The organism is Pseudonocardia oroxyli (assembly GCF_900102195.1).
GTDB classification, from domain to species: Bacteria; Actinomycetota; Actinomycetes; order Mycobacteriales; family Pseudonocardiaceae; genus Pseudonocardia; species Pseudonocardia oroxyli.
Genome location: NZ_FNBE01000003.1, coordinates 357,819 through 378,443, shown reverse-complemented (window position 1 = coordinate 378,443; position 20,625 = coordinate 357,819). Strand labels below are relative to the sequence as shown.

General features: G+C 74.9%; 17 protein-coding genes. 7 read left to right on the top strand and 10 right to left on the bottom strand.

Going from position 1 to position 20,625, the window contains the following annotated elements:
- Positions 1 to 13: 13 nt before the first annotated feature.
- The 4 genes from BLS43_RS06740 to BLS43_RS06725 form a co-directional block, all read right to left on the bottom strand.
- Positions 14 to 826, bottom strand: a complete 813-nt coding sequence (locus BLS43_RS06740) for an SWIM zinc finger family protein (RefSeq protein WP_143029955.1) — start codon at positions 824 to 826, stop codon at positions 14 to 16.
- Positions 819 to 3,872 (bottom strand): DEAD/DEAH box helicase, encoded by a 3,054-nt coding sequence (locus tag BLS43_RS06735; protein ID WP_093078324.1) that lies wholly within the window; start codon positions 3,870 to 3,872, stop codon positions 819 to 821. Before BLS43_RS06735 ends, BLS43_RS06740 begins: the two co-directional genes overlap by 8 nt.
- A gap of 951 nt (positions 3,873 to 4,823) precedes the next feature.
- On the bottom strand, positions 4,824 to 5,132 hold the full coding sequence (locus BLS43_RS06730) for a GNAT family N-acetyltransferase (RefSeq protein ID WP_245707335.1): 309 nt from the start codon (positions 5,130 to 5,132) through the stop codon (positions 4,824 to 4,826).
- Positions 5,129 to 6,115, bottom strand: a complete 987-nt coding sequence (locus BLS43_RS06725; RefSeq protein ID WP_093078321.1) for a pirin family protein — start codon at positions 6,113 to 6,115, stop codon at positions 5,129 to 5,131. The genes BLS43_RS06730 and BLS43_RS06725 overlap by 4 nt, the downstream gene beginning before the upstream one ends.
- A gap of 116 nt (positions 6,116 to 6,231) precedes the next feature.
- On the opposite strand from BLS43_RS06725, the gene BLS43_RS06720 reads away from it, so the two are divergent.
- Both BLS43_RS06720 and BLS43_RS06715 read left to right on the top strand, forming a co-directional pair.
- A complete protein-coding gene (locus BLS43_RS06720; protein ID WP_093078318.1) occupies positions 6,232 to 7,122 on the top strand; it encodes an SMP-30/gluconolactonase/LRE family protein in 891 nt (296 codons plus the stop codon).
- A complete protein-coding gene (locus BLS43_RS06715) occupies positions 7,119 to 7,523 on the top strand; it encodes a TIGR03668 family PPOX class F420-dependent oxidoreductase (protein ID WP_093078315.1) in 405 nt (134 codons plus the stop codon). The genes BLS43_RS06720 and BLS43_RS06715 overlap by 4 nt, the downstream gene beginning before the upstream one ends.
- Before the next feature lie 39 nt (positions 7,524 to 7,562).
- Here BLS43_RS06715 and BLS43_RS06710 read toward each other — a convergent pair whose 3' ends face one another.
- From BLS43_RS06710 to BLS43_RS06695, 4 genes are read right to left on the bottom strand one after another with little or no spacing between them, the layout of a single operon-like run.
- Positions 7,563 to 8,288 (bottom strand): alpha/beta fold hydrolase, encoded by a 726-nt coding sequence (locus BLS43_RS06710; RefSeq protein ID WP_093078312.1) that lies wholly within the window; start codon positions 8,286 to 8,288, stop codon positions 7,563 to 7,565.
- Positions 8,285 to 8,641: an MmcQ/YjbR family DNA-binding protein gene (locus BLS43_RS06705; RefSeq protein ID WP_093078309.1), complete on the bottom strand. Its 357-nt coding sequence runs from the start codon at positions 8,639 to 8,641 to the stop codon at positions 8,285 to 8,287. The genes BLS43_RS06710 and BLS43_RS06705 overlap by 4 nt, the downstream gene beginning before the upstream one ends.
- Positions 8,638 to 8,994, bottom strand: coding sequence for a VOC family protein (locus BLS43_RS06700; RefSeq protein ID WP_093078307.1), 357 nt, complete (start codon positions 8,992 to 8,994; stop codon positions 8,638 to 8,640). The genes BLS43_RS06705 and BLS43_RS06700 overlap by 4 nt, the downstream gene beginning before the upstream one ends.
- A gap of 9 nt (positions 8,995 to 9,003) precedes the next feature.
- Positions 9,004 to 9,795: a helix-turn-helix domain-containing protein gene (locus BLS43_RS06695; protein ID WP_176921201.1), complete on the bottom strand. Its 792-nt coding sequence runs from the start codon at positions 9,793 to 9,795 to the stop codon at positions 9,004 to 9,006.
- A gap of 53 nt (positions 9,796 to 9,848) precedes the next feature.
- On the opposite strand from BLS43_RS06695, the gene BLS43_RS06690 reads away from it, so the two are divergent.
- Positions 9,849 to 12,239 carry a SpoIIE family protein phosphatase gene (locus BLS43_RS06690; protein WP_093078301.1) on the top strand — a complete coding sequence of 797 codons (2,391 nt, stop codon included), beginning with the start codon at positions 9,849 to 9,851 and terminating at the stop codon, positions 12,237 to 12,239.
- On the top strand, positions 12,227 to 12,811 hold the full coding sequence (locus tag BLS43_RS06685) for a nucleoside/nucleotide kinase family protein (RefSeq protein ID WP_093078299.1): 585 nt from the start codon (positions 12,227 to 12,229) through the stop codon (positions 12,809 to 12,811). The genes BLS43_RS06690 and BLS43_RS06685 overlap by 13 nt, the downstream gene beginning before the upstream one ends.
- A gap of 4 nt (positions 12,812 to 12,815) precedes the next feature.
- On the opposite strand, the gene BLS43_RS06680 is transcribed toward BLS43_RS06685, so the two are convergent.
- Complete coding sequence (locus tag BLS43_RS06680; RefSeq protein ID WP_245707334.1) at positions 12,816 to 15,773, bottom strand: transglycosylase domain-containing protein; 2,958 nt, start codon at positions 15,771 to 15,773, stop codon at positions 12,816 to 12,818.
- Between the two features lie 1,117 nt (positions 15,774 to 16,890).
- A complete protein-coding gene (locus BLS43_RS06675; RefSeq protein WP_093078297.1) occupies positions 16,891 to 17,277 on the bottom strand; it encodes a nuclear transport factor 2 family protein in 387 nt (128 codons plus the stop codon).
- Between the two features lie 292 nt (positions 17,278 to 17,569).
- Between BLS43_RS06675 and BLS43_RS06670 the strand changes: the two genes are divergently transcribed.
- The 3 genes from BLS43_RS06670 to BLS43_RS06660 all read left to right on the top strand — a co-directional run bounded on the left by BLS43_RS06670 (position 17,570) and on the right by BLS43_RS06660 (position 20,624).
- A complete protein-coding gene (locus BLS43_RS06670; protein WP_176921200.1) occupies positions 17,570 to 19,162 on the top strand; it encodes a hypothetical protein in 1,593 nt (530 codons plus the stop codon).
- Between the two features lie 150 nt (positions 19,163 to 19,312).
- Positions 19,313 to 19,756 carry a hypothetical protein gene (locus tag BLS43_RS06665; protein WP_093078292.1) on the top strand — a complete coding sequence of 148 codons (444 nt, stop codon included), beginning with the start codon at positions 19,313 to 19,315 and terminating at the stop codon, positions 19,754 to 19,756.
- A 34-nt stretch (positions 19,757 to 19,790) separates the two neighbouring features.
- Complete coding sequence (locus BLS43_RS06660; RefSeq protein ID WP_143029952.1) at positions 19,791 to 20,624, top strand: hypothetical protein; 834 nt, start codon at positions 19,791 to 19,793, stop codon at positions 20,622 to 20,624.
- Position 20,625: the final 1 nt, after the last annotated feature.

The following is a 20,625-nucleotide window of genomic DNA, read 5'->3' as shown; positions in this document are numbered from 1 at the left end:
ATGACGCCGTGGGTCAGAGCGGGAACTGTCGGTACGCGGGGCGGAGCAGGGCACGTACCTGGCGTCTCCGCACCGTGATCACCAGGTCGGGGACCTGGTCCAGGAGGGCGCCGGGCTCCGGGCTCGCTGGGACGAGCCTGCCGAGATCGATCTCGGGGGACTCGAAGAACGCGTGCAGCAGCTCACCGAGTGACGCCGCCTGCTGCTCGACGACGGGTTCGGGTGCCGAGCTCGACCCGCGGCGGCGCCGCAGGTTGGCCAGCAGGGTCTCGCGGTCGCGGCCGCGCAGGGCCAGCACCTCGAAGGGGTCCGCGTCGAACCGCTCCGCGAGCAGGTAGAACACCGCGGCCAGGTGCTTGCACGGCACCGTCGCGTCCGGGCAGGTGCAGTCCATCGTGAGGTCCCGCTGCGTGGCGGGGAACAGGCTCAGCCCGACGCCGGCGAACACCTCCTCGATCTCCGGCGGCATCCCGCCCGCCAGCAGCGCGGCGGCGTACCAGGCGTCCTCCGCCAGGGCCTGCTCCGCGCGGCCCCACTCCGCCTTGCCCCAGGCCGGGACCCCGATCCGCACCTTGTACGGCGTGGGCCGGGTGCCCTGCACGAGCGCGACGACGGACCCGGCGTCGACCTCGCAGGACACGATCTGGCCCGCCCGGGCGTAGGTCTTGCCGCGCGCCATCCGACCGCCGACGCCGATCTCCTCCAGCACGGCGACGAAGCGCCTCGACCACCAGGTGCGGGCCACCCCGTCCGCCCGGACCCCGTTCTCGACGGCGATCCGGCGCTTCGGGTGGTCCTCCTCGGCCCAGAAGGGCTGGTCACTCATCTCCCACCGCCTCCGCGCCCAGGGCGAACACGGTCCTCAGCTCGCTCGTGGACAGCTCGGTGAGCCACCCCTCGCCGTCGCTGATCACCATGTCCGACAACGCCTTCTTCGACTCGATCAGGGCGTCCACCCGCTCCTCGACGGTGCCCGGGCAGACGAACTTGCGCACCTGGACGTTCCGCTGCTGGCCGATCCGGAACGCCCGGTCGGTCGCCTGGTCCTCCACGGCCGGGTTCCACCACCGGTCGACGTGGATGACGTGGTTGGCGGCGGTGAGCGTGAGCCCGGTACCGCCCGCCTTGAGCGACAGCAGGAACACCGACGGCCCGTCCGCGGACTGGAAGCGCTCCACCATCGCGTCCCGCTGCTTCTTGGGCGTGCCGCCGTGCATGTGCAGGATCTCCTGGTCGAACCGGGCGGACAGGTGCGGCACCAGCATCGCGGCGAACTCGGTGAACTGGGAGAACAGCAGCACCTTGTCGCCCTCGGCGAGGATCTCGCCCAGGAGCTCCTCGAGCCGGGCGACCTTGCCGGAGCGCCTGCCGAGGGGCGAGCCGTCGTGCAGCAGGTGGGCGGGGTGGTTGCAGACCTGCTTGAGCTTGGTCATGGCCGCGAGGACGTTGCCCCGGCGCTGGATCCCCTGGCTGTCCTCGATCTTCTCCATCATGTCGTCGACGATCGTGCGGTAGAGCGAGGCCTGCTCCCGGGTGAGCCGGTACTCCTGCCGGATCTCGATCTTCTCGGGCAGGTCGTCGATGACGGTCGGATCGGTCTTGAGCCGGCGCAGCAGGTACGGGCGGGTCATGGCGCGCAACGTCTCCGCGGCCTCGGGGCTCCCGTGCCGCTCGATCGGCACGGCGAACCGCCTGCGGAACGCCTCCGGGGTGCCGAGCATGCCGGGGTTGAGGAAGTCCATCACCGACCACAGTTCGGCCAGCCGGTTCTCCATGGGCGTGCCGGTGAGGGCGATGCGGTGGCCTGCGACGATCCGGCGGGCCGCCTTCGACGGCGCGGCGTGGGCGTTCTTGATCGCCTGCGCCTCGTCCAGCACCAGGCGGTGCCAGGCGTGTGACTCCAGATCCTCGACGTCCCGCGCCGCCGTGCCGTAGGTGGTGACGACGATGTCGGTGTCCGCCAGGACCTCCGCCAGCCGCTCGCCCTTGGCCCGGCCCGCGCCGTGGTGGGCGTGGACCCGGAGGTCGGGGGCGAAGCGGGCCGCCTCCCGCTGCCAGGTCCCGACCAGGGACATCGGGCAGAGGATCAGGGTGGGGCCGCGCCGTTCGCCGGCGCGTTCGCGTGCCTCCAGGGCCAGGAGCTGGATCGTCTTGCCCAGGCCCATGTCGTCCGCGAGGCAGGCCCCGAGACCGAGGCTCGCGAGGAAGGACAGCCAGGACAGGCCGCGCTTCTGGTACGGCCGCAGGGTCGCGCGGAACGACGCCGGCGGATCGAGGGGCTCGAGGGTGCGGTCCGCGGTGCCGCGCAACAGGTCCCCGACCCAGCCCTCGGCCGTGACGGCGGTGACCGGCAGCGGCGTGTCCAGCCTGCCCTGCGCGATGCCCAGCGTCTCGGCGACGGTGTGCGCCCGGCGCGTGCTCTGCGTGCGCAGGAACTCCAGGCCGCGGGCGAGGGCCTGTTGGTCCACCGACACCCACTGGCCGCGGATCCGCACCAGCTTGGCCTTGGCGGCCACCAGCGCGGCGATCTCCTCCTCGTCGAGCTCCTCGTCCCCCGCGGCCATCGTCCAGCGGAACCGCGCGAGCTCCTCGCGGCCCAACCCGCCGCGCGTGACGACGCCGGGTGCGCCGGGGGAGGACACGGACAGCTTGAGCCCCAGCGGTTTCCGGCCGTTCCACCCGGCGGGCAGCTGGACCCCGAACCCGGCGGCGAGCAGCCGCGCGGCGTCCTCGGTGAGGAACCGGTGGGTCTCCTCGATGTCGAGGTCCAGCTCCTCGGGGCGGGCGCTGCGCAGGGCGGGGGTCAGCCCGGGAAAGACCAGCGCGGCGCGGCCCAGCTCGGCGAGCAGCAGCTCCTGGGCCGAGGTGATCAGAGGGTCGGCCCGGCCCGCCCACACGTCCTCCGCGGGCACGATCAGGCTCGGGTCCTCGGTCGACTGGAGCTGGAACTCCAGGACCCAGCGCGTGCCGTCCCCAGTCTGGTCCAGCGGGTCGTCCCCGGGGTCCGCGGGATCGTGCAGCGTGTCGATCTCGGCGAGCCGGAACGTGGCGCGCGCCGGGCCGGTCTCCTCGGTGGTGACCGCGTCCCACGGCTCGAGCGCGGCCGCCAGCGTGGCCAGCTCGCGCTCCGGCGCCTCGAAACGCGAGTCGGCTGCGCCGAGCGCGGCCAGCCAGGCCTCGGTGGCGGGCATCGACTTCGGGGCCCGGCCGGTGCGTGGCGGGACCAGGGAGACGATCTCGGACGCCCGGCCGAGCCGCTCCCGGACCGCCGCGTCGACGAACACCGCCAGCGCGTCGTCCACCAGCAGGTCCGGCGCATGGCCCGCCACGTCCCCTGCGCGGCGCTGCTCGGCACGCCCCACCGGTGGCAGCGCCTCGACGAGCGACCGGCGGGCCACCGCGTCGAGCCCCTGGACGACGGGCCGCCACCGCGCCTCCGGACCGGGCCGCAGCGTGGGCAGGACGCGGCCCCGGGTCACGAGGTCGTCCGCGAACTCGCGCAGCGCCCGTAGGTGGGCGACGGACCGCCCGTACCGCACGTCCTCCGCCGGATCGTCCAGCTCCGCCGGGTCGACGACGACGCCCGGGACCGACCAGGGCATCAGCGTGAGCTCGGCCGACCGGCGCCCGGAAGGCTTGGCGCGCACCAGCTCCGGGGAGTCCACCGGCCCGCCGGAGCGCGAGGGCAGGAGCAGGTTCACCGACGTCTGCTTGCCCGGGTGGATCCCCGCGAGCTGGGACGCGGGTGCGGCGAAGGGATGTGGTCGCGCCGAGCGCAGCGACCGACGCGCGGTGGTGGCGGGCCGCTGCCCGTCCTCGGCCCACAGCACGGCACCCCGACCGGGGGACCAGAACGCGTGGACGACCAACACCCGCCCAGGCTACGAGGACCCCCCGACACTTCCGCGCCGGCCCGCTCCGCACAGGCGAGCGCTCCCTTCCACCCGTGGAGCGATATCCAGGCCGACGAGTGTCACGGGAGCGCGGCGGCGGGAGCGCTCGTGTCACGTTCGGAATGATCACCGGGTGCGGGGGTCACGGGGGCGCGGTAGCGGCAGCGCTCGTGTCACGTTCGGAATGATCACTGGTGCGGGCGTCACGGGAGCGCGGTAGCGGCAGCGCTCGTGTCACGTTCGGAATGATCACTGGTGCGGGCGTTGCAGGAGCGTGGCGCGGGAGCGTTCGTGTCACGCTCGGAACGATCTTTGCGCAGGCGGGTGTGCGGGCGTGGCGGGAGCGCCGTGGGCGGAGCGCTCCCGTGACAGTCGCAGTGGGTGTGCAGCGAATGTGACAGGAGCGCGGTTGCACGAGCTCTCCAGCCACACTCGCGATCTCCGCACGCGAGTGTGACGTGAGTGCAGAGCTGCGAACAGTGGCGTCACGCTCGCAAGGATCTTGCGGGCGAGTGCGACGGGAGCGCAGCTGCGGGAGCGCTCTCGTCACGTTCGGAACGATCTGTGCGGCGAGCGGCGGGCGTGGCGGATCAGGAGCGGTGTCGCCGGTGCGCTCCCGTGACCGTTGGCGTGGGTCCGCGGCGAGTGTGACGAGAGCGCGGTTGCCAGAGCCCTCCCGTCGCACTCGGCGTGATCTCTCCAGGCGAGTGTGACCGGCGCGCAGTTGCGCGGGCGCTCCCGTCACCGTCGGAGTGATCACCGCTGCTGAGTGGCACGGAAGCGTTCTGATCACCTACACGGGGGAGCGCACGCCGTTCCGAGGTGGGGGACTCGCGGCTCCACGGGGCGGTGTGACGGGAGCGCGGTGCTGGGCGCGCTCCCGTCACGCCCGGAACGATCGCTGCGGCGAGTGTGTCGGGGCGGCGCTCCTCAGAGGCCGTAGAGCGGGCGGGCCTCCACCGGGACCAGGTCCTGGTAGTCCTCGTGCTTGGCGATCCAGCCGCGGATGAAGGGGCAGTCGGGGTAGACCGCCAGGCCCCTCGTGCGGGCGGCGTCGAGCGCGAAGCGCGCCAGCTTTCCGCCGAGGCCCTGGCCCTCGTAGGCCTCGTCGATCTCGGTGTGGATGAAGCGGATCGTGCCGGGTTCGGTGCGGTACTGGGCGAAGCCCGCCAACCTCCCGTCGACGTGGATCTCGAAGCGGGACCACTCGGGCACGTCCAGGACCATCGGCTCGCTCACGAGGTCGATCCTCCCAGGCCGCCGTGCGGGACGTACGTCGCGGGGATCACGCCGAGCCTGCCCTTCTGGTAGTCCTCGAACGCGGTCATGACCTCCTCGCGGGTGTTCATCACGAACGGGCCGCCCCACGCGACCGGCTCCCGGATGGGCCGCCCGCCCAGCACGACGACGTCGAGCGCGGGGGTGCGCGAGTCCTGCCCGACGTTGCCCGCCACGGTGATCAGGTCACCGGGGCCGAAGACGGCGAGCTGCCCCTCGCGGATCGGCCGGTCGTCCCGCCCGACGGTCCCCGCGCCCGAGAGCACGTAGACCAGCGCGTTGAAGTCCCGGCGCCAGGGGAGCCGCATGCGCGCGCCGGGGGAGACGGTCGCGTGCATCATCGCCATCGGGGTGTAGGTGGAGCCCGGGCCCTCCAGCCCGGCGAGCGAGCCCGCGATCACCCGGATCAGCGCGCCGCCGTCCGGTGTGGTGAGCAGGGCGGCCTCCGCGGCGCGCAGGTCCTGGTACTTCGGCTGCAACCACTTGTCGGCCTTGGGCAGGTTGACCCACAGCTGCAGCCCGTGGAAGAGCCCGCCGCTCGCGACCAGCGCCTCCGGGGGCTTTTCGATGTGCAGCAGGCCGCTGCCCGCCGTCATCCACTGGGTGTCGCCGTTGGTGATCGACCCGCCGCCGCCGTGGGAGTCCTGGTGCTCGAACTCGCCGTCGAGGATGTAGGTGACCGTCTCGAAGCCGCGGTGCGGGTGCCAGGCCGTGCCCTTCGGCTCGCCGGGCGCGTACTCGACCTCACCCATCTGGTCCATGTGCAGGAAGGGGTCCAGGTCGCGCAGCTCGACGCCCTGGAAGGCGCGCCGGACCGGGAAGCCCTCCCCCTCGTACCCGCGCGGCGCGGTGGTGATCGAGCGGACGCCGCGGTCGAGGTCGGTGGGGCCGGGTTCGGGGACGCGCGGCAGGACGGTCACGTCGGCGACGGTGACGGCGGGCATCGGGACCTCCGGGAGGAGTGGGCAGGTACTTGCACTCGCAACAACATGGGCGGGTCTCGCTCTGTTCCCCCGGGTACGTTCGCGCTGGGATCATCTCCGGCGCAAGGGAGCACCGCATGCAGACCGTTCTCGAGAAGCTGACCTTCCTCGAGGGGCCGCGCTGGCGCGACGGCCGGGTGTGGGTCAGCGACTTCTACACCCACCGGGTGCTGAGCGCGAACAAGGACGGCTCCGACCTGCGGGTGGAGGCCGCGGTGCCCGCCCAGCCGTCCGGCACCGGGGTGCTGCCGGACGGGCGGCTGCTCATCGTGTCCATGCGCGACCAGCGCATCCTGCGCCGCGAGCAGGACGGCACGCTGGTCACCCACGCCGACCTGAGCCCGCTGGCCACGGGGGTGCTCAACGACATGGCGGTCGACCCGCAGGGCCGCTGCTGGGTCGGCTGCTTCGGGTTCGACCTGATGAACGGCGCCCCGATGGAGTCGGCCGTGCTGATCCGGGTGGACCCGGACGGCTCGGCCGTGGTCGTCGCCGACGAGATGTTCTTCCCCAACGGCTCCGTCTGTGACGGACGCACGCTGGTGGTGGCGGAGAGCTTCGGCGAGCGGCTGACCGCGTTCGACGTCGGGGGCGACGGGGCCCTGTCGAACCGCCGGGACTGGGCCCGCTTCGGCGACCCCCCGACCTCGCGGGACATCTCCGAGGTGCTTCCGTCTCTCACCGTCGTCGCCGACGGCATCGCGGAGCCGGACGCCGAGGGTGCCATCTGGGTGGCCGACGCCGACCACCACCGCGCCCTGCGGGTGCGGGAGGGCGGCGAGATCGCGGCCGAGCTGGCCATCCCCGACGGGCTGAACACCTACGCGGTGGCGCTGGGCGGCGCGGACGGCAGGACCCTCTTCCTGGCCTGCGCCCCGAGCTTCCTCGAGCACGAGCGGGCGCACACCCGGGACGCGGTGCTGCTCGCCACGCGGGTCGAGGTCCCCGTGGGATCAGCGCCGGCATGACCGACTGGCTCGCACGGGCCGCGGCGCACCCGGTCGCCCGACTCGCCACGATCCGCCCCGACGGCACGCCCCGGCTCGTCCCCATCACGTTCGCGGTGGTGGACGGGCTGGTGTGCTCGGTGGTGGACGAGGTGAAACCCAAGCGCAGCACCCGGTTGGCGCGGCTCGCGGACGTCGAGCGCGACCCCCGGGTCGCCGTCCTGGTGGACCACTACGCCCCGGACTGGACCGAGCTGTGGTGGGTGCGGATCGACGGCACGGCACACGTCGTCGACTCGGGCGGGCTGTGGGAGCGGGCGCTGGGGGCGTTGCGCGCCAAGTACCCGCAGTACGCGGAGGCCGACCCCCGCGGCCCGGTCCTGGTCCTGACCCCCACGTCCGTCCGGGGCTGGTCCGGGTAGGTCGTGAGCGGCGATGGTCGCTCTGGCGACCATCGCCGCTCATGAGGCCTCGAGGAACCCGGCGATGGTGGACTCGACGAGGGCGGGGCGCTCCAGGTGCGGAACGTGCCCGCAGTGGGGGAACAGCAGGTCGACCGGGCCCCGGGCCAGATCCCGGACCGCCAGCACGTGGACGTCGCTGCCGTAGGGGTCCTCCGTGCCCTGGATCCCGAGGACCGGGCAGGTGATGCCGGGCAGCTCCGGTCGCAGGTCCCAACCCTCGAAGGCCGGGTCGAGCCAGACGTCGTTCCAGTTGCGGAAGGTGGTCGCGGCGTCCCGGTGGTGGCGGGCCATCCGACGCGCCAGGTCGCCCGCGTCGAAGGCCGCGCGGGCCGAACGGATCGTCTCCAGCGCGAACGGTTCCACCAGCACGTGCGGGGCCAGCACGACCAGGCCGGACACGGGCAGCGCCGCGGCGGCGAGCAGCGCGATCGAGCCACCGTCGCTGTGCCCCACCAGGACCGGTTCGCCGAGACCGAGCTCCGCGATCAGCATCGGGACGACCGTGGTCGCCTCCTCGTGCATGAACGACGGCGTGCGCGGTCCGGGTGGGAGCTCGGAGAACCCGTGGCCCAGCCGGGAGTACGCCACCACCCGACGCCCGGTCGCCGCGGCGAGCCGCTCCGGGAAGCCCTTCCACAGTCCCACGGACCCGAGCCCCTCGTGCAGGAACAGCAGCGCGGGACCCGCGCCGGGGACGTCGAGCACCTCGTGGCCGTGGATCACGGAAGGAGTGCTACCAGCTTCCTCGGCGCGACGCACCGGTAGGCCTCGGTGACGATCTCCTCGATCTCGGCCCAGTCCACCTCCACGTCCAGGTAGACGCCCAGCCAGCCGCGGTGCCCGACGTACGGCGGGCGGAAGAAGCGCGTGGGCTCCGCCGCGACCAGCTCCTCCTGTGTCCCGGGGGGCGCGGCGCACCAGAAGGCGAGCCGGTCGTCGTGGTGGTGGTCGGCGAAGGACACGAACACCTTGCGGCAGAACCAGGTCGGCTCGCCGTGGCTGATCCGCTCCGTCGCCTCCGGGAGCGCCAGGCACAGCGCCCGGAGCCGGTCGAGCGCCGAGGTGGGCCCCGTCACGGGCGGTACGTCCCGAAGCACCAGACGTTGCCCTCGGGGTCGGCCACCGCGAACTCGCGGGAGCCGTAGGGCTGGTCGACCGGCTCCTGGACGACCTCGGCGCCGCCGACCCGGGCGTAGAGCGCATCCGGGTCGGCCGCCGTGAGGTAGAGGACGGCGCGGCCGGTGTCGAAGCGGGGGTCGCCGCTGCGCGGTCCGAGCAGCAGCGTCGAGTCCTCCCACCGGACCTCGGCGTGCGCCACGGTCCCGTCGTCCGCCGTCGCCACCCGGCCCTCGGTGAGCCCCAGCGTGCCGACGAGGAAGTCGAGGGCGGCGCGCGGATCGTCGTAGCGGAGCGTCGCGTGGATTCCCATACCGGAAACCTAGGACGACCCGGCGGTCATGTCTTGAACGAATGCGCGCGGCGGCAGTCCGGCCAGGTCGCGGAACTCCCTGGTCAGGTGGGCCTGGTCGCTGTAGCCGCAGAGCGCGGCGACCGTCCCGGGCGCCTCGCCCCCCACGACCAGGCGCGCGGCGCGCTCGAACCGCAGCACGCGCGCGGCCGTCTTGGGCGCCACGCCGATCTGGGAGCGGAACCGCGTGAGCAGGTGGCGCCTGCTCCACCCGGTCTCGGCCGCGAGGGCGCTCACCGCGATCCCGCCCGCGTTGCGCCGCAACAGGTTCCAGGCGTGCGCAACCTCCGGGTCGGGGAGCCGACGGTCCTCGGCGAGCAGCCGCTCGGCCAGGAATCCTTCGAGCGCGGCGAAGCGCGTCGGCCAGTCGGGGAGGTCGGCGAGCCGGTGCGGAAGCGCCGCCAGCGCAGGGTCGAGCCGGTCGAGGGTCGGGACGAGGTCGGCCAGGTCGGAGCCGGGCCTGCGCAGCAGCACGAACGCGCCGATCGGCGTGAGGTCCACCTGCATGCCGTGCTGGTGGCCGGTGAACTCGGTGAGCACGGCCGCGGTGTGCAGGCCCGCGAGGAACGACCGCGGGGCGGAGGGGCCCGCCGGGCCGACCAGCCGCAGCTCGGGACCGAACCCCAGGATGAGCGTGCAGGACCCGACCGGCGCCTGACGGCGGCGTAGTGGGGCCGAGCTGTACTCCCGGTAGCCCTGGAGCCTGCGCACGAAGGGCCGCAACGCGGGCGGCGGTCGCCGCTCGACGTACTCTCCCTCCATCCGTGCAGTGTGCCGCGTATCGCCCATCCGGCGCCGGCACCCATAATGCGGCCATGGACGGGCTGGCGGCATCGGTCGTCGAGCAACTGCCCCTGGGACTGTTCGCCCTGGATCCCGCGGGTCGGGTGCTGCTGTGGAGCGCGGAGGCCGCGCGGCTGACGGGCTGGCCCGCGGACGAGGTGCTCGGCGAGATCCCGTTCGACCACGACCGGACCCCGGTGGACCGGGCGGGGGCGCAGGCCCTGTTCGACGCGGCCCGCGCGGGCCGGGTCTCGGTGCCGCTGCCCGCGAACGTCCCCACCGGGCGCACCCTGTTCGTCCACGCGGGGCCGGGCACGGGTGGGGTCGGGATCGTCGGCGCCCTGCAGGACGCCTCCGACGCGCGGGCGGGCACCGAGGCCTTCTCGCTGTTGGACGCGTTGTGGCAGAACGCCCCCGTCGGGTTGGCGTACTTCGACACGGACCTGCGGTACCGCAGGCTGAACACGGCGATCACCACGATGGACGGCGGCACGGAGGACGGGCGGAACGGGCGCACCGTCGAGGAGCTGCACGGCGAGACGGGCGTCCGGATCGGCGAGGTCATGCGCGAGGTGATCGCCACCGGCGTCCCGCGCACCGACTGGCCGCTCACCGGCAGGCTGTGGCAGGGACACGGCCCCGAGCAGTCCTGGATGATCAACTGCTATCCGGTGCGCGACCGCAACGGGTCCGTCCTCGGGGTGGGGCTCGTGGTCCTGGACGTCACGGAGTCCGAGCAGTCCCGCCGCGAGCTGGCCGAGCTCGCCGCGGCGCGCGAGCAGGTGCTGCGCCGCTACCGCAGCCTCGTCGACGCGACCGCTTCGGCGGTCTGGATCCGCGAGTCGGACGGCAGCGCGCGCGAGGACTCGCCGAGCTTCCGGGCGGTGTCGGGACAGAGCCGGGAGGAGTACCTGGGCTGGGGTTTCCTCGACGCCGTGCACCCGGCCGACCGGGCGGGCAAGCGGGCGGCGTGGGCGGCGGCCGTGGCGCGCGGCGCGGACTTCGAGCACGTCCACCGGCTGCGCGCCGGACGGGGCTGGCGCCGGTACCGGTCCCGCGCCGTGCCGGTGCTGGAGGACGGCGTGGTCGTCGAGTGGGTCGGCACCGAGACCGACATCGACGACGAGTGGCGCTCGCGGCACCGGCTCGACGTCCTGGCGGGCGCCACCCTCGCCGTGAACACCGCGCTGGACCCGGAGACCGAGCTGCTGGCCCTCGCCGACGCCGTCGTCCCCGAGTTCGCCGACCTCTGCCGCGTCTACCTCGTGGACGACACCGAGGCACCCGCGCCCGGCAGGCCCGTGCGCGGGCGGCGCTGGGTCACCCGGGCCGCGCCCGGGCTGCCCCCGGTGCCCGGCGCGGCCGACGGGACCACCGACGGGGCGGCGCGGTTCGTGTTCGGCCCCGACCACCCGCTGGCCAGGGCCGTGCGGACCCGGCGGCCGGAGCTGGAGCTGGACCCGATCGAGACCGACCACTGGGCGGGCACCCCGGAGATGTTCGAGTGGGCGCGCGCGGTCGGGATGAACTCCCGGCTCGTGGCGCCGGTCCTCTCCGGTGGCCGGGTCACGGCCGGGCTGCTGTTCGCGAGCTGCGGCGACCGGCCCGAGTACACCCCGGACGACCTGGCACTGGTCACCGAGCTCGCGGCGCGGGCGTCGGCGGCGGTGGAGCACGGTCGGCGGTTCCAGCAGACGCGCCAGGTGTCCCTGGCGCTGCAGGAGTCGATGCTGACCGAGCCGCCCGCCATGGCGGACATCGGCATCGGCGGGCTGGAGGTGGCCTGCCGCTACCGGCCCGCCGCGGCGGAGCTCGAGGTCGGCGGCGACTGGTACGACGTGTTCCGGCTCCCGTTCGGCGACCTCGCCCTCGCCGTCGGAGACGTCGCGGGGCACGATCTCGCCGCCGCGGCGACGATGGGGCAGCTGCGGAGCATGTTGCGCGCCTTGGCCTACGACACCGACGGGGCGCCGTCGGACGTGCTGCGCCGGTTGGACCGGGTGGCCTCGCGGCTCGACGTCACGCGGTTCACCACGCTCGTCCACGGGCGGATCCTGGTGCGCGGCGGGGGGATGGTGTTCCGCTGGTCGAACGCCGGGCACCCCGTCCCCCTGCTGATCGACGCCGACGGTGCGGTCGAGCACATCGGCGGCGCCGTGGACGTCGTGCTGGGGGTGGACCCGGAGCGGCTGCGCCACGACCAGGAGGTGCCACTGCCGCCCGGCTCGACCCTCGTGCTCTACACCGACGGCCTCGCGGAGCGCCGGGACGATCCCGACGACTGCGCGGACCGCGCCCTGCTCGCCCTGGCCCGGTCCGGCGCCGCGCTGGGCCTGGAGGAGCTCTGCGACCACCTGGTCGCGGGGACGCCCGCGGACACCGGTGACGACATCGTGGTGCTGGCGGTCCGGTGCACGAGCTGATCGCGCGGGCGCGCGGTCTCGCGGGCACCCCCGCGGTCCCCGTCGTCCTCGGCATCACCGGACCACCGGGCGCGGGCAAGACCACGCTCGCCCGTGCGGTCGTGGCGGCCGTGCCCGGCGCGGTGCACGTGCCGATGGACGGGTTCCACCTGGCGGACGTCGCGTTGGACGGGCTCGGCCTGCGGGACCGCAAGGGCGCACCGGAGACCTTCGACGCGGACGGGTACGTGGCGCTGCTGCGCCGGATCCGGGCGGGCGAGGCGGTGTGGGCGCCGATGTTCGAGCGGGACCTGGAACAGCCGCTGGCCGGGGCCATCCGGGTACCCGCCGGGGCGCCGCTGGTCGTGACCGAGGGGAACTACCTGCTGCTCTGGCCCGCGGTGGCCGCCGCGCTCACCGAGGTCTGGTACTGCGACCCGCCCGCGAGCGTGCGGCGCGAGCGCCTCGTCGCCCGGCACGTGGAGTTCGGGAAGAGCCCGGCCGACGCCGAGGCGTGGGTGGCGCGGGTGGACGAGCCGAACGCACGGCTCGTCGAGTCCACGAGAGAACAGGCGGACCTGCTGGTCCCGTGATCCCTCAGCCGCAGGGGGTGACGCTGCAGTCGGGGGCGGGCTGGTCGGGGGCGGTGCGGCCCTCGGGGGCGAGCAGCCCGCGCTCCCGCGGGTCCGCGGACTGCTGCTGCGGTGGCACGGGGCCGGTGCCGTCGGCGGGAGCGCCGGGCTGCGGCCCGGCCGGTGGCACGCCGTCGGGCGGGGGAGGGGCCGGGGTGTCGGCCGCGGGCGGGACCTCCGCCTGCGTGGTCGGCTCCGGGGTGGGGGTCGGCGTCGGCGTCTCGTTCGGCGGCAGCTCCGACGCCCGCTCGCCGATCGGGGTGTACCCGCCGAAGCTCTGCGGCGGCTGGTCCGCGACGGCCTCCTTCATGAAGGTCTGCCACACCTCGCCCGGCAGCGACTTCCCCTCGATCGGGGTGCCCGACGCCGTCCGGATGGGGGAGTTCATGTCGGTGCCGACCCAGACCGTCGTCGCGAGGCCGGGGGTGAAGCCGGAGAACCAGGCGTCGTTGTTCTCGCCCTCGAACCGCGACTGCACCGTGCCCGTCTTGGCCGCGACCGGCCTGCCGATCGAGCGGTCGTCCGCGGGCGCGACGTCCAGCATGGCCTCCACGGTGTTGCGGGCCACCCGCTCGCTGAACCGGCGCTCGCCGGTGGCGTCGGGCGCCTCGTAGAGCACCCGGCCGTCCGCGGTGACGACCTTGGAGATGAAGTGCGGCGCATGCCAGACCCCGCCCGCCGCGATCGTCGCGTACGCCGACGCCAGCTCGACGGGGGTGACCTCCTTGTTGCCCAGGGCGAGACGCGCGTCGGGGTCGTCGAGCGGGGAGGTGATGCCGGCGGCGCGGGCGGCCGCGGCGACGTTCTCCGGACCGACCTTCGCCGCGAGCGTCGTGAAGATGACGTTGTTGGACAACGTCATCGCCTGCTTCACGTCGCAGCGGGGGCAGTCCGCGCCGTCCGCGTTGCGGGGGCCGCCCTGCTCGTTGCCGTCGAACACGGTGCCGAGCCCGATCGGCGGGTCGTGCATCAGCGCGGCCAGCACCACGAACGGCTTGAACGTGGAGCCCGGCTGCTTGCTGACCCGCGCGTAGTCGAGGCCGACGCCGTTGTCCCCGCCGTAGTAGGCCTGGATGCCGCCGGTGTTCGGGTCGATGGCCACGACCGCGCTGCGCAGGTTGTCCGGCTGCCCGGCCAAGGCCTCCTGTGCCGCGTCCACCGCCTTCTCCTGCTGGGTGGGGTCGATCGTCGTGGTGATCGTGAGGCCCGCCTGCGACATCTCCTGGTCGGAGATCCCCAGGGAGTCCAGCTCGGCCTTCACCGCGTTCACGACGTGGCCGCGGCTGTCCGCGAACGAGCCCGTGCCGCCGACCTTGCGCTGCTGGGTGGCGGGGAAGGTGGCGGCGGCGCGGTCGCCGGGGGACAGCCAGCCCTCGCCGACCATGCCGTCCATCACGAAGTCCCAGCGCTGCACCGCCTTCTGCGGGTCGATCGCCGGGTCCCACCGCGACGGGGACTGGATGACACCCGCCAGCAGCGCCCCCTCCGCCGGGGTCAGCTGCCCGACGTCCTTCGCGAAGTACGCCTGCGCCGCGGACTGGATGCCGTAGGCGCCGCGTCCGAAGTAGATGGTGTTCAGGTAGTCGGTGAGGACCTCGTCCTTCGACTTCTCCTGGCTCACCTTCAGGCTGACGATCAGCTCCTTGTACTTGCGCCACAGCGTCGCCTGGTCGCCGACCAGGGCGTTCTTGACGTACTGCTGGGTGATCGTCGAGCCGCCGCCGGAGCCGCCGCGCAGCTGGTTCCACACCGCCCGGGCGATGCCGGTGACGTCGAACCCGGGGTTGGAGTAGAAGCTGCGGTCCTCGGCCGCGAGCACGGCCTCCCGGACGTGCGGCGGGATCTGGTCGAAGGACACCTTCGTGCGGTTGCCCGCCTCCGGGACGAGCCGGGTCAGGTCGGAGCCGTCGGCGTAGGAGATCGTCGCGACCTGGTTGTTGACCGCCTGGTCGGCGGTCGGCACGGCGAACGCCAGGTAGCCGATCCCGAGCAGCAGCAGCGGCACCCCGACGACGAGCCCGAGGCCGGCCGCGACCGACCACAGGATCGTGCGGCGGCGCCGCGCCGCACGCTGCGCGGGGGTCATCGCGGCGAGCCGGGCGCGGGCGCCGGGGCCGAAACGCCGCCGCAGCAGGTCCACGGGCGCGAACACACCCCGGCGGATCGGGTGCACCGGCTCGGACGCGGCCGGGATCCCGGTGCTCAGCCCGCCGCCGCCGGTGGGGCGGCGGCTGTCGGGGGTCTGCCACCAGCCCACCCCGGAGCGTTTGCCCGCCCGACGACGTCCGCTCGGCGCCGGGGCCGTGTGCCTGGTCGGCGCGTTCAGAGTGGTGTCGTCGGGGTCGGTGGTGGCGGCCGTGGTCGCCCGGGTGCGGGTGGTGCGCGTCGACGCCGTGCGGTCGGGGGTTGTGCGGTCGGGGGTCGTGCGGTCGGGAGTTGTGCGGTCCGGGGTCGTGCGGTCGGAGCTCAGCCCGCGGGGGGATCGGCCGGGTTCCTCGCGGTCCGCGGGGCGGATTGTGCGGCCAGAGTCCGGACGGCCGGGGTTCGCGCGGCCGGGGTTCGTGCGGCCGGGGTTCGTGCGGTCGGCACTCGGGCCGACGTCCCCGGTGTGCGGACGGCCCGCGTGCTCGGGGTCCGCCGGGCGGACCGTGCGGGCGGTGGTCGGACGGTCCGGGCCCGTGTCGTCGGTGCTCGGGCGGTCCGAGCGCGAGCGGGCGGGGCCGGGCGGGGCGGTGCGCTCGGGGTCCGAGGGGCGGCCCGTGCGGGCGGTGGTCGGACGGTCCGGGCCCGTGTCGTCGGTGCTCGGGCGGTCCGAGCGCGAGCGGGCGGCGCCGGGCGGGCCGGTGCGCTCGGAGTCCGAGGGGCGAACGGTGCGGTCGAGGCGCGGGCCCACGCCCGCGGAGCCGGCGGGGCCCGGTGTCATCGCGCCCGGAACGCCCGGTGCCGGACCGGATGATCTCGACCCGGCCGGCGGCGGGCCCGACGAGGCGGGACCCGCCGATGCCGGCCCGACCGGTCCCGACCCGGCCGCCGCCGGCCCGACCGGTCGCGATCCGGCCGACCCGGGACGGGCCGGTGCGGGAGCGGCGGATCCCGGCGCGGCCGAGCGGCCCGCGGGAGGGCGGACGGATCCCGGCGTGGCACTCCCCGCCGGACCCGCCTGCGGCACGTCGGCGCTGTTGCGTTGTTCCAAGGCCCGGCGGAGGAGCTCGGCATGCCGGGACCGCGGTCCCTGCGGTCCCCGCGGGCCGTCCGCGCCGTCGGGTCCGGAGGTGCCGGAGTCGGGCGCGGTGCGGGCCGCCGGCACCGACCGGCCCTCGGACGGGGGGACGGACGCACCGGGCCGAGCCGGGCCGTGGCCGCCTCCGCGCACGCTCGTCCTCCCTCGCCGTCCGGTGCACCCGGTCGGTGATGGACGGCCGGGCACGAAGAGGCCGTACGGCGCAACCCGAGGGATCCGTTCGGGTGTCTCGTACGACTGTCTGGAGGCTCAACGGCCCAGCCCAGGGCCGCGGTGCGGCACCAGATCGAACTCACCCGAATGACGGCACCCCGCGCCGGTCACCCCGGCGGTCCCGACGACGGTGCGTGACGGCGGCTGCTCCGGACGGATGTGAGCGTGGCCCCCCGCTGCGACCGCGGCGGTGCCGGGTGGCTCGGGTTCCTGACGTCAGGGGTTGCCGAGTGCCCCGGCGCCGGACGGTCGACCGCCCGGAACGACAGGTACCTGAGGGTCGCGCGGCTGGGCTCGTGACGAGTGCAGGGCGGGGCGGATAGGCGGGTTGCTGGATGGTCTGGAACCTGGGCTTCGTGCGGGGTGGCCCCTGTCGGGTTTCGGGTGGGCCGGATGGTCGGGGTGCCGGAGCGTCCGCAACCTGAGTTTCGTGCGGGGTGGGTCCCGTCGGGTTTCGGGTGGGCCGGATGGTCGGGGTGCCGGAGCGTCCGGAACCTGAGTTTCGTGCGGGGTGGCCCCCGTCGGTTGCTGGACCGGCCGGAGGGTCGGGGTGCCGGATCGTCGGGAACCTGAGGGTCGCGCGTCGTCAGCCGGTGCCCTGCTCGGCGAGGAGGGCGGCCATGCGGGCGCGGAGCTCGGTGGCCGCGGAGTAGGGCCGCACCATGACGGTGAGCTCGACCAGCCCGTCGGCGCCGTCGCGCAGGATGTCGACGCCGTCGAGGGCCCGCTCACCGACCCGGGTCCGGAACCAGAGCACGTGCCCGTCGGGGCCACTGAACTCGGCGTCGTAGCGGAAGTCCTCGAAGACCCGCACGACCGCGCGCAAGATCATGCGCAGCGACTCGCGGCCCTCGTAGGGCTTGTGCACGATCGGCGAGTGGAACACCGCGTCAGCGGTGAAGAGATCGGCCGCGGCGTCGGCGTCCCCGCGCTCGACCGCGGCCCGGAACCGGGCGAACCTGTCGCTGCTCATCCCGGCATCCGATCACGTGGGCGGGGCGGGCACCACCACCGTCCGGACGGCGGTGCGAGCCGGCGGCCGGATGCGCGTCCCGTCCCGCGCAGCGGTGCCGTGGCCGGGCACCCGGTCTTCGGGTGCCATCCGCCAGGGCCGAAGGTCCCCTTTCCCGAGGGTCGTTCGACGCGGCATCCGGGGGGTCGCACGCTCGACCGAGTGGGCCAGCAGACTCGTTTCTCCGGCCCTGGAATTCGTCGGCCGAAAAGGTCGAGAATGAGGTCACCGGAGGAGTGTGAGAGGGTTTCTCGTGCCCGATCGAAAATCGTTCGCCGACACCCTGGGAAAACTGCCCGGGGTGTCGTACGCGTGCGTTCTCGACGCGCACGACGGGTCGATCGTCGAGGCCGTCGGCGCCGGTGGGCCGCCGGTGCCGGTGGGGGAGATCCTCGACGCCTTCGTCGGCGTCGCGGGCCTCGCGGGCGGACGTGCCGGGGCGCTGCAGAGCGTCGTCGTGACCGGGCCACGGACCGTGCAGGTCCTCGCTCCGGCGCCCCGCATCGAGGTCGGCCGGGCCGCCGGCGGAGGCGCCCCGGATGCCGGCGGTGTCCTGTACGTGCGGCTCACCCGGGCCCGCGCTAACGTGGCCGGCACGCTGCGCGAGATCCAGGTGCTCGCGGGGCCGCTGCCCCGTCCGGGCACCGGCTCGTCCTCCGCAGCCCGCCCCGCGGTCCCGCCGACCGCGCTCCCCGCGGCCCCCGTCCGCCTCCCCGGGGCCGGCATGCGGCCGCCGGTCGCGCCCGACTCCGGCACCTCCGTCCCCGCGACGACGCAGCCCACGGCGTCCGCCCCGACGTCCGCCCCGACGTCCGCCACAGCGCCCGCCACAGCGCCCGCCACAGCGCCCGCCCCGACGCCCGCCCCGACGCCCGCAGGGGTCGACGCGCCCGGGGTCGCGGTGCTCCGCGGAGCCGACGTGCCCCCCGGGACCGACGTGCCCGGTGCGGCCCCGGTGCCCCTCGGGGCCGACGGGCCGGGGGCGGGCCTCGCACCGCGCGGGGCCCCCCGGGTCGTCGCGACCGAGGGACGACGGCACGCCCCCAGTCGGGGGGACCCCGCTCCGACCAGCGAGAATCGGCTCCTTCGGGAGCCCGCGGCCCGGGCCGCCTCCGTCGCCGAGTTCTTCGCCGCGGCCCACCGGGCGCGCCCCCCGCTGCCCGCGCCCACGCCTGCGCCCGCCGAGCGGGACACCGCCCGCTCCGCCCCCGTTCCCGCCGTCCCCGTTCCCGCCGCCCCCGTTCCGGCCGCGCCCCCGGCTGCCCTTCGCCCCGACCCGATCCGCTCCGTCCCCGCCCGGCCCGCTCGCCCGGTCCCCGCGCCGCGCCCCTCGCCCACGGCTCCCGGGCCGGCGCGCCGCGCACCGGACGGTGGGGACCCGGACCCGACGGCACCGGGCCCGACGGCACCGGGCCCGACGGCGCCGGGCCCGACGGCGCCGGGCCCGATGGCGCCGGGCCCGACGGCGCCGGGCCCGACGGCACAGGATCCGGAGGTGCCGGCCGCGGCAGCGCCCCGCGCACCGGTGTCGGAGGCCGCGGCCGCCCGTACCGCTCGCGCCCCGGATCCGCCGGGGGAGACCTCGGAGGGCGCCCCGCCGTCGTCGGCCGCCGGCCCGGAGCCGGCTGCGGACGCCGCGCGGGAGTCCTCCGGTGCGGCCGCCCGCAGCGCCCCGCTCGACACGGCCCCCGCGCCGCGCCCGCCCGCCCCGCTGCCCCGACGGACGGGGCGTGCCGTGGTGCCACCGCCGCGCACACCCCCCGACGGCACGGACGAACGGCGGTGGTCCACCGATCTCTCGACCCTGCGCAGGCTCGCCGACGGGTTGCGCCGGAGGCTGTCGTGACGCGCGCTGCCGGAAAATCGCCGATATCGCCGACGGTGCGATCCTCGACGCACCCCGAAAACGTCCTCGTGACGATTCTGCGCTACCGTTCCCGTTCCCCGTCCCCGCAATGGAAGATCATCCCGCAACGGATGATCGAAAGGCACACCGATGAGCTCGATCGAGCATTCTCTGGACATGGCCGCCAACATCAAGGGCGCGTTCGCCGTGGCCCTCGTGGACTACGAGAGCGGCATGACACTCGGCTCCCGCGGCGGCAGCGCCGAGTTCGACCTGGAGGTGGCGGCCCCGGGCAACAGCGACGTGGTCCGCACCAAGATCGAGGTGACCCAGAAGCTGGGCCTGCGCGAGAACATCGAGGACATCCTGATCACCCTCGACAACCAGTACCACCTGATCCGGCTGATCCGCGGCCTGCCGGACGAGAAGCTGTTCCTCTACCTGGTGCTCAACCGCGCGCAGGCCAACCTGGCGATGGCCCGGCGCGACCTCAAGATCATCGAGCAGGAGTTCTACATGTCCCACCCGAACGCGGGCGCCCGTGCCCCGCAGGGCGGCGACAGCCAGTACTTCCAGGCGCCCGCCCCGCGCTGACCCCTCTCATCCCGACCCACCCGCGAGGACGTCCGTGCCGAGTCGAGCCGGAACCGCAGGCGCTCCCGGACCGCTGCGCAGCGCCGCCCACGAGGTGCTGCGCAGACCGGAGGTGCTGGCGGCCGCGCTGGTGGACGTCGAGAGCGGGCTGGCGCTCGACGTCGCGCTGTCCGAGGGGCTCCGCCTGGACCCCGAGATCGATCCCGACGCCGTGGCCGCGGCCCAGGTGGAGGTCCTGCGGTCGACCGCGGACCTCGCCCGGGTACTGGGGCGGTCGACCGCGGAGGTCGTCGTCCGGCAGGGCGAGGCGGTGTTCCACCTCGTGCGTCCGCTGCCGGATCCCGTCGGCGGGGGCGTCGCGGTCGCCGTGCTCGTCGCGGCGCCCGAGCGGAACCTGCGGCGGGTGCGCAGGCTGCTGGACCGGATCGACCCCCGGGCGCTCGTGCCCTCGGGGCCGCCGGTCCGGCCCGCACCGCCGCGCCCGGTCGTCGACCCCCCTGCGGTCGCGGTCCCCACACCGGTCCCCGCTCCGCGCACGCCGGAGCCCGGCGAGCCGAGCCCGGGTGGGCACACCGTGCCGATCCCGGTGACGGCGCCGTTCGCGGTCGTCCGCGCGCCGGCCGGACCCGAGCGCACGATCCGTCCGACTCGCGTGTCCGAGGTGGGGGACTCGCGGGGCGGGAGCGGGGGACTCGCGGGGACGCACTCGGGCGACCGGCACGAGCCCGGACCCGCACCCGAGCCGGAGGCCGCGTCGGCGGCCTCGGACTGGTTCGACCCCGTGGTGCCCGGCGAGCCGCCGCCGCTGCGGCGCACGCTGCGGACCCGCCCCGACACCGACCATCTGGTGCTGCGCCGCCGGTCCTGAC

Bases quoted from the DNA above. Each gene is read 5' to 3' on its own strand.
- BLS43_RS06740 (WP_143029955.1), bottom strand. From the start codon at position 826: ATGAGTGACCAGCCCTTCTGGGCCGAGGAGGACCACCCGAAGCGCCGG.
- BLS43_RS06725 (WP_093078321.1), bottom strand. From the start codon at position 6,115: ATGCCCGCCGTCACCGTCGCCGACGTGACCGTCCTGCCGCGCGTCCCC.
- BLS43_RS06720 (WP_093078318.1), top strand. From the start codon at position 6,232: ATGCAGACCGTTCTCGAGAAGCTGACCTTCCTCGAGGGGCCGCGCTGG.
- BLS43_RS06715 (WP_093078315.1), top strand. From the start codon at position 7,119: ATGACCGACTGGCTCGCACGGGCCGCGGCGCACCCGGTCGCCCGACTC.
- BLS43_RS06700 (WP_093078307.1), bottom strand. From the start codon at position 8,994: ATGGGAATCCACGCGACGCTCCGCTACGACGATCCGCGCGCCGCCCTC.
- BLS43_RS06695 (WP_176921201.1), bottom strand. From the start codon at position 9,795: ATGGAGGGAGAGTACGTCGAGCGGCGACCGCCGCCCGCGTTGCGGCCC.
- BLS43_RS06690 (WP_093078301.1), top strand. From the start codon at position 9,849: ATGGACGGGCTGGCGGCATCGGTCGTCGAGCAACTGCCCCTGGGACTG.
- BLS43_RS06680 (WP_245707334.1), bottom strand. From the start codon at position 15,773: ATGACACCGGGCCCCGCCGGCTCCGCGGGCGTGGGCCCGCGCCTCGAC.
- BLS43_RS06675 (WP_093078297.1), bottom strand. From the start codon at position 17,277: ATGAGCAGCGACAGGTTCGCCCGGTTCCGGGCCGCGGTCGAGCGCGGG.
- BLS43_RS06665 (WP_093078292.1), top strand. From the start codon at position 19,313: ATGAGCTCGATCGAGCATTCTCTGGACATGGCCGCCAACATCAAGGGC.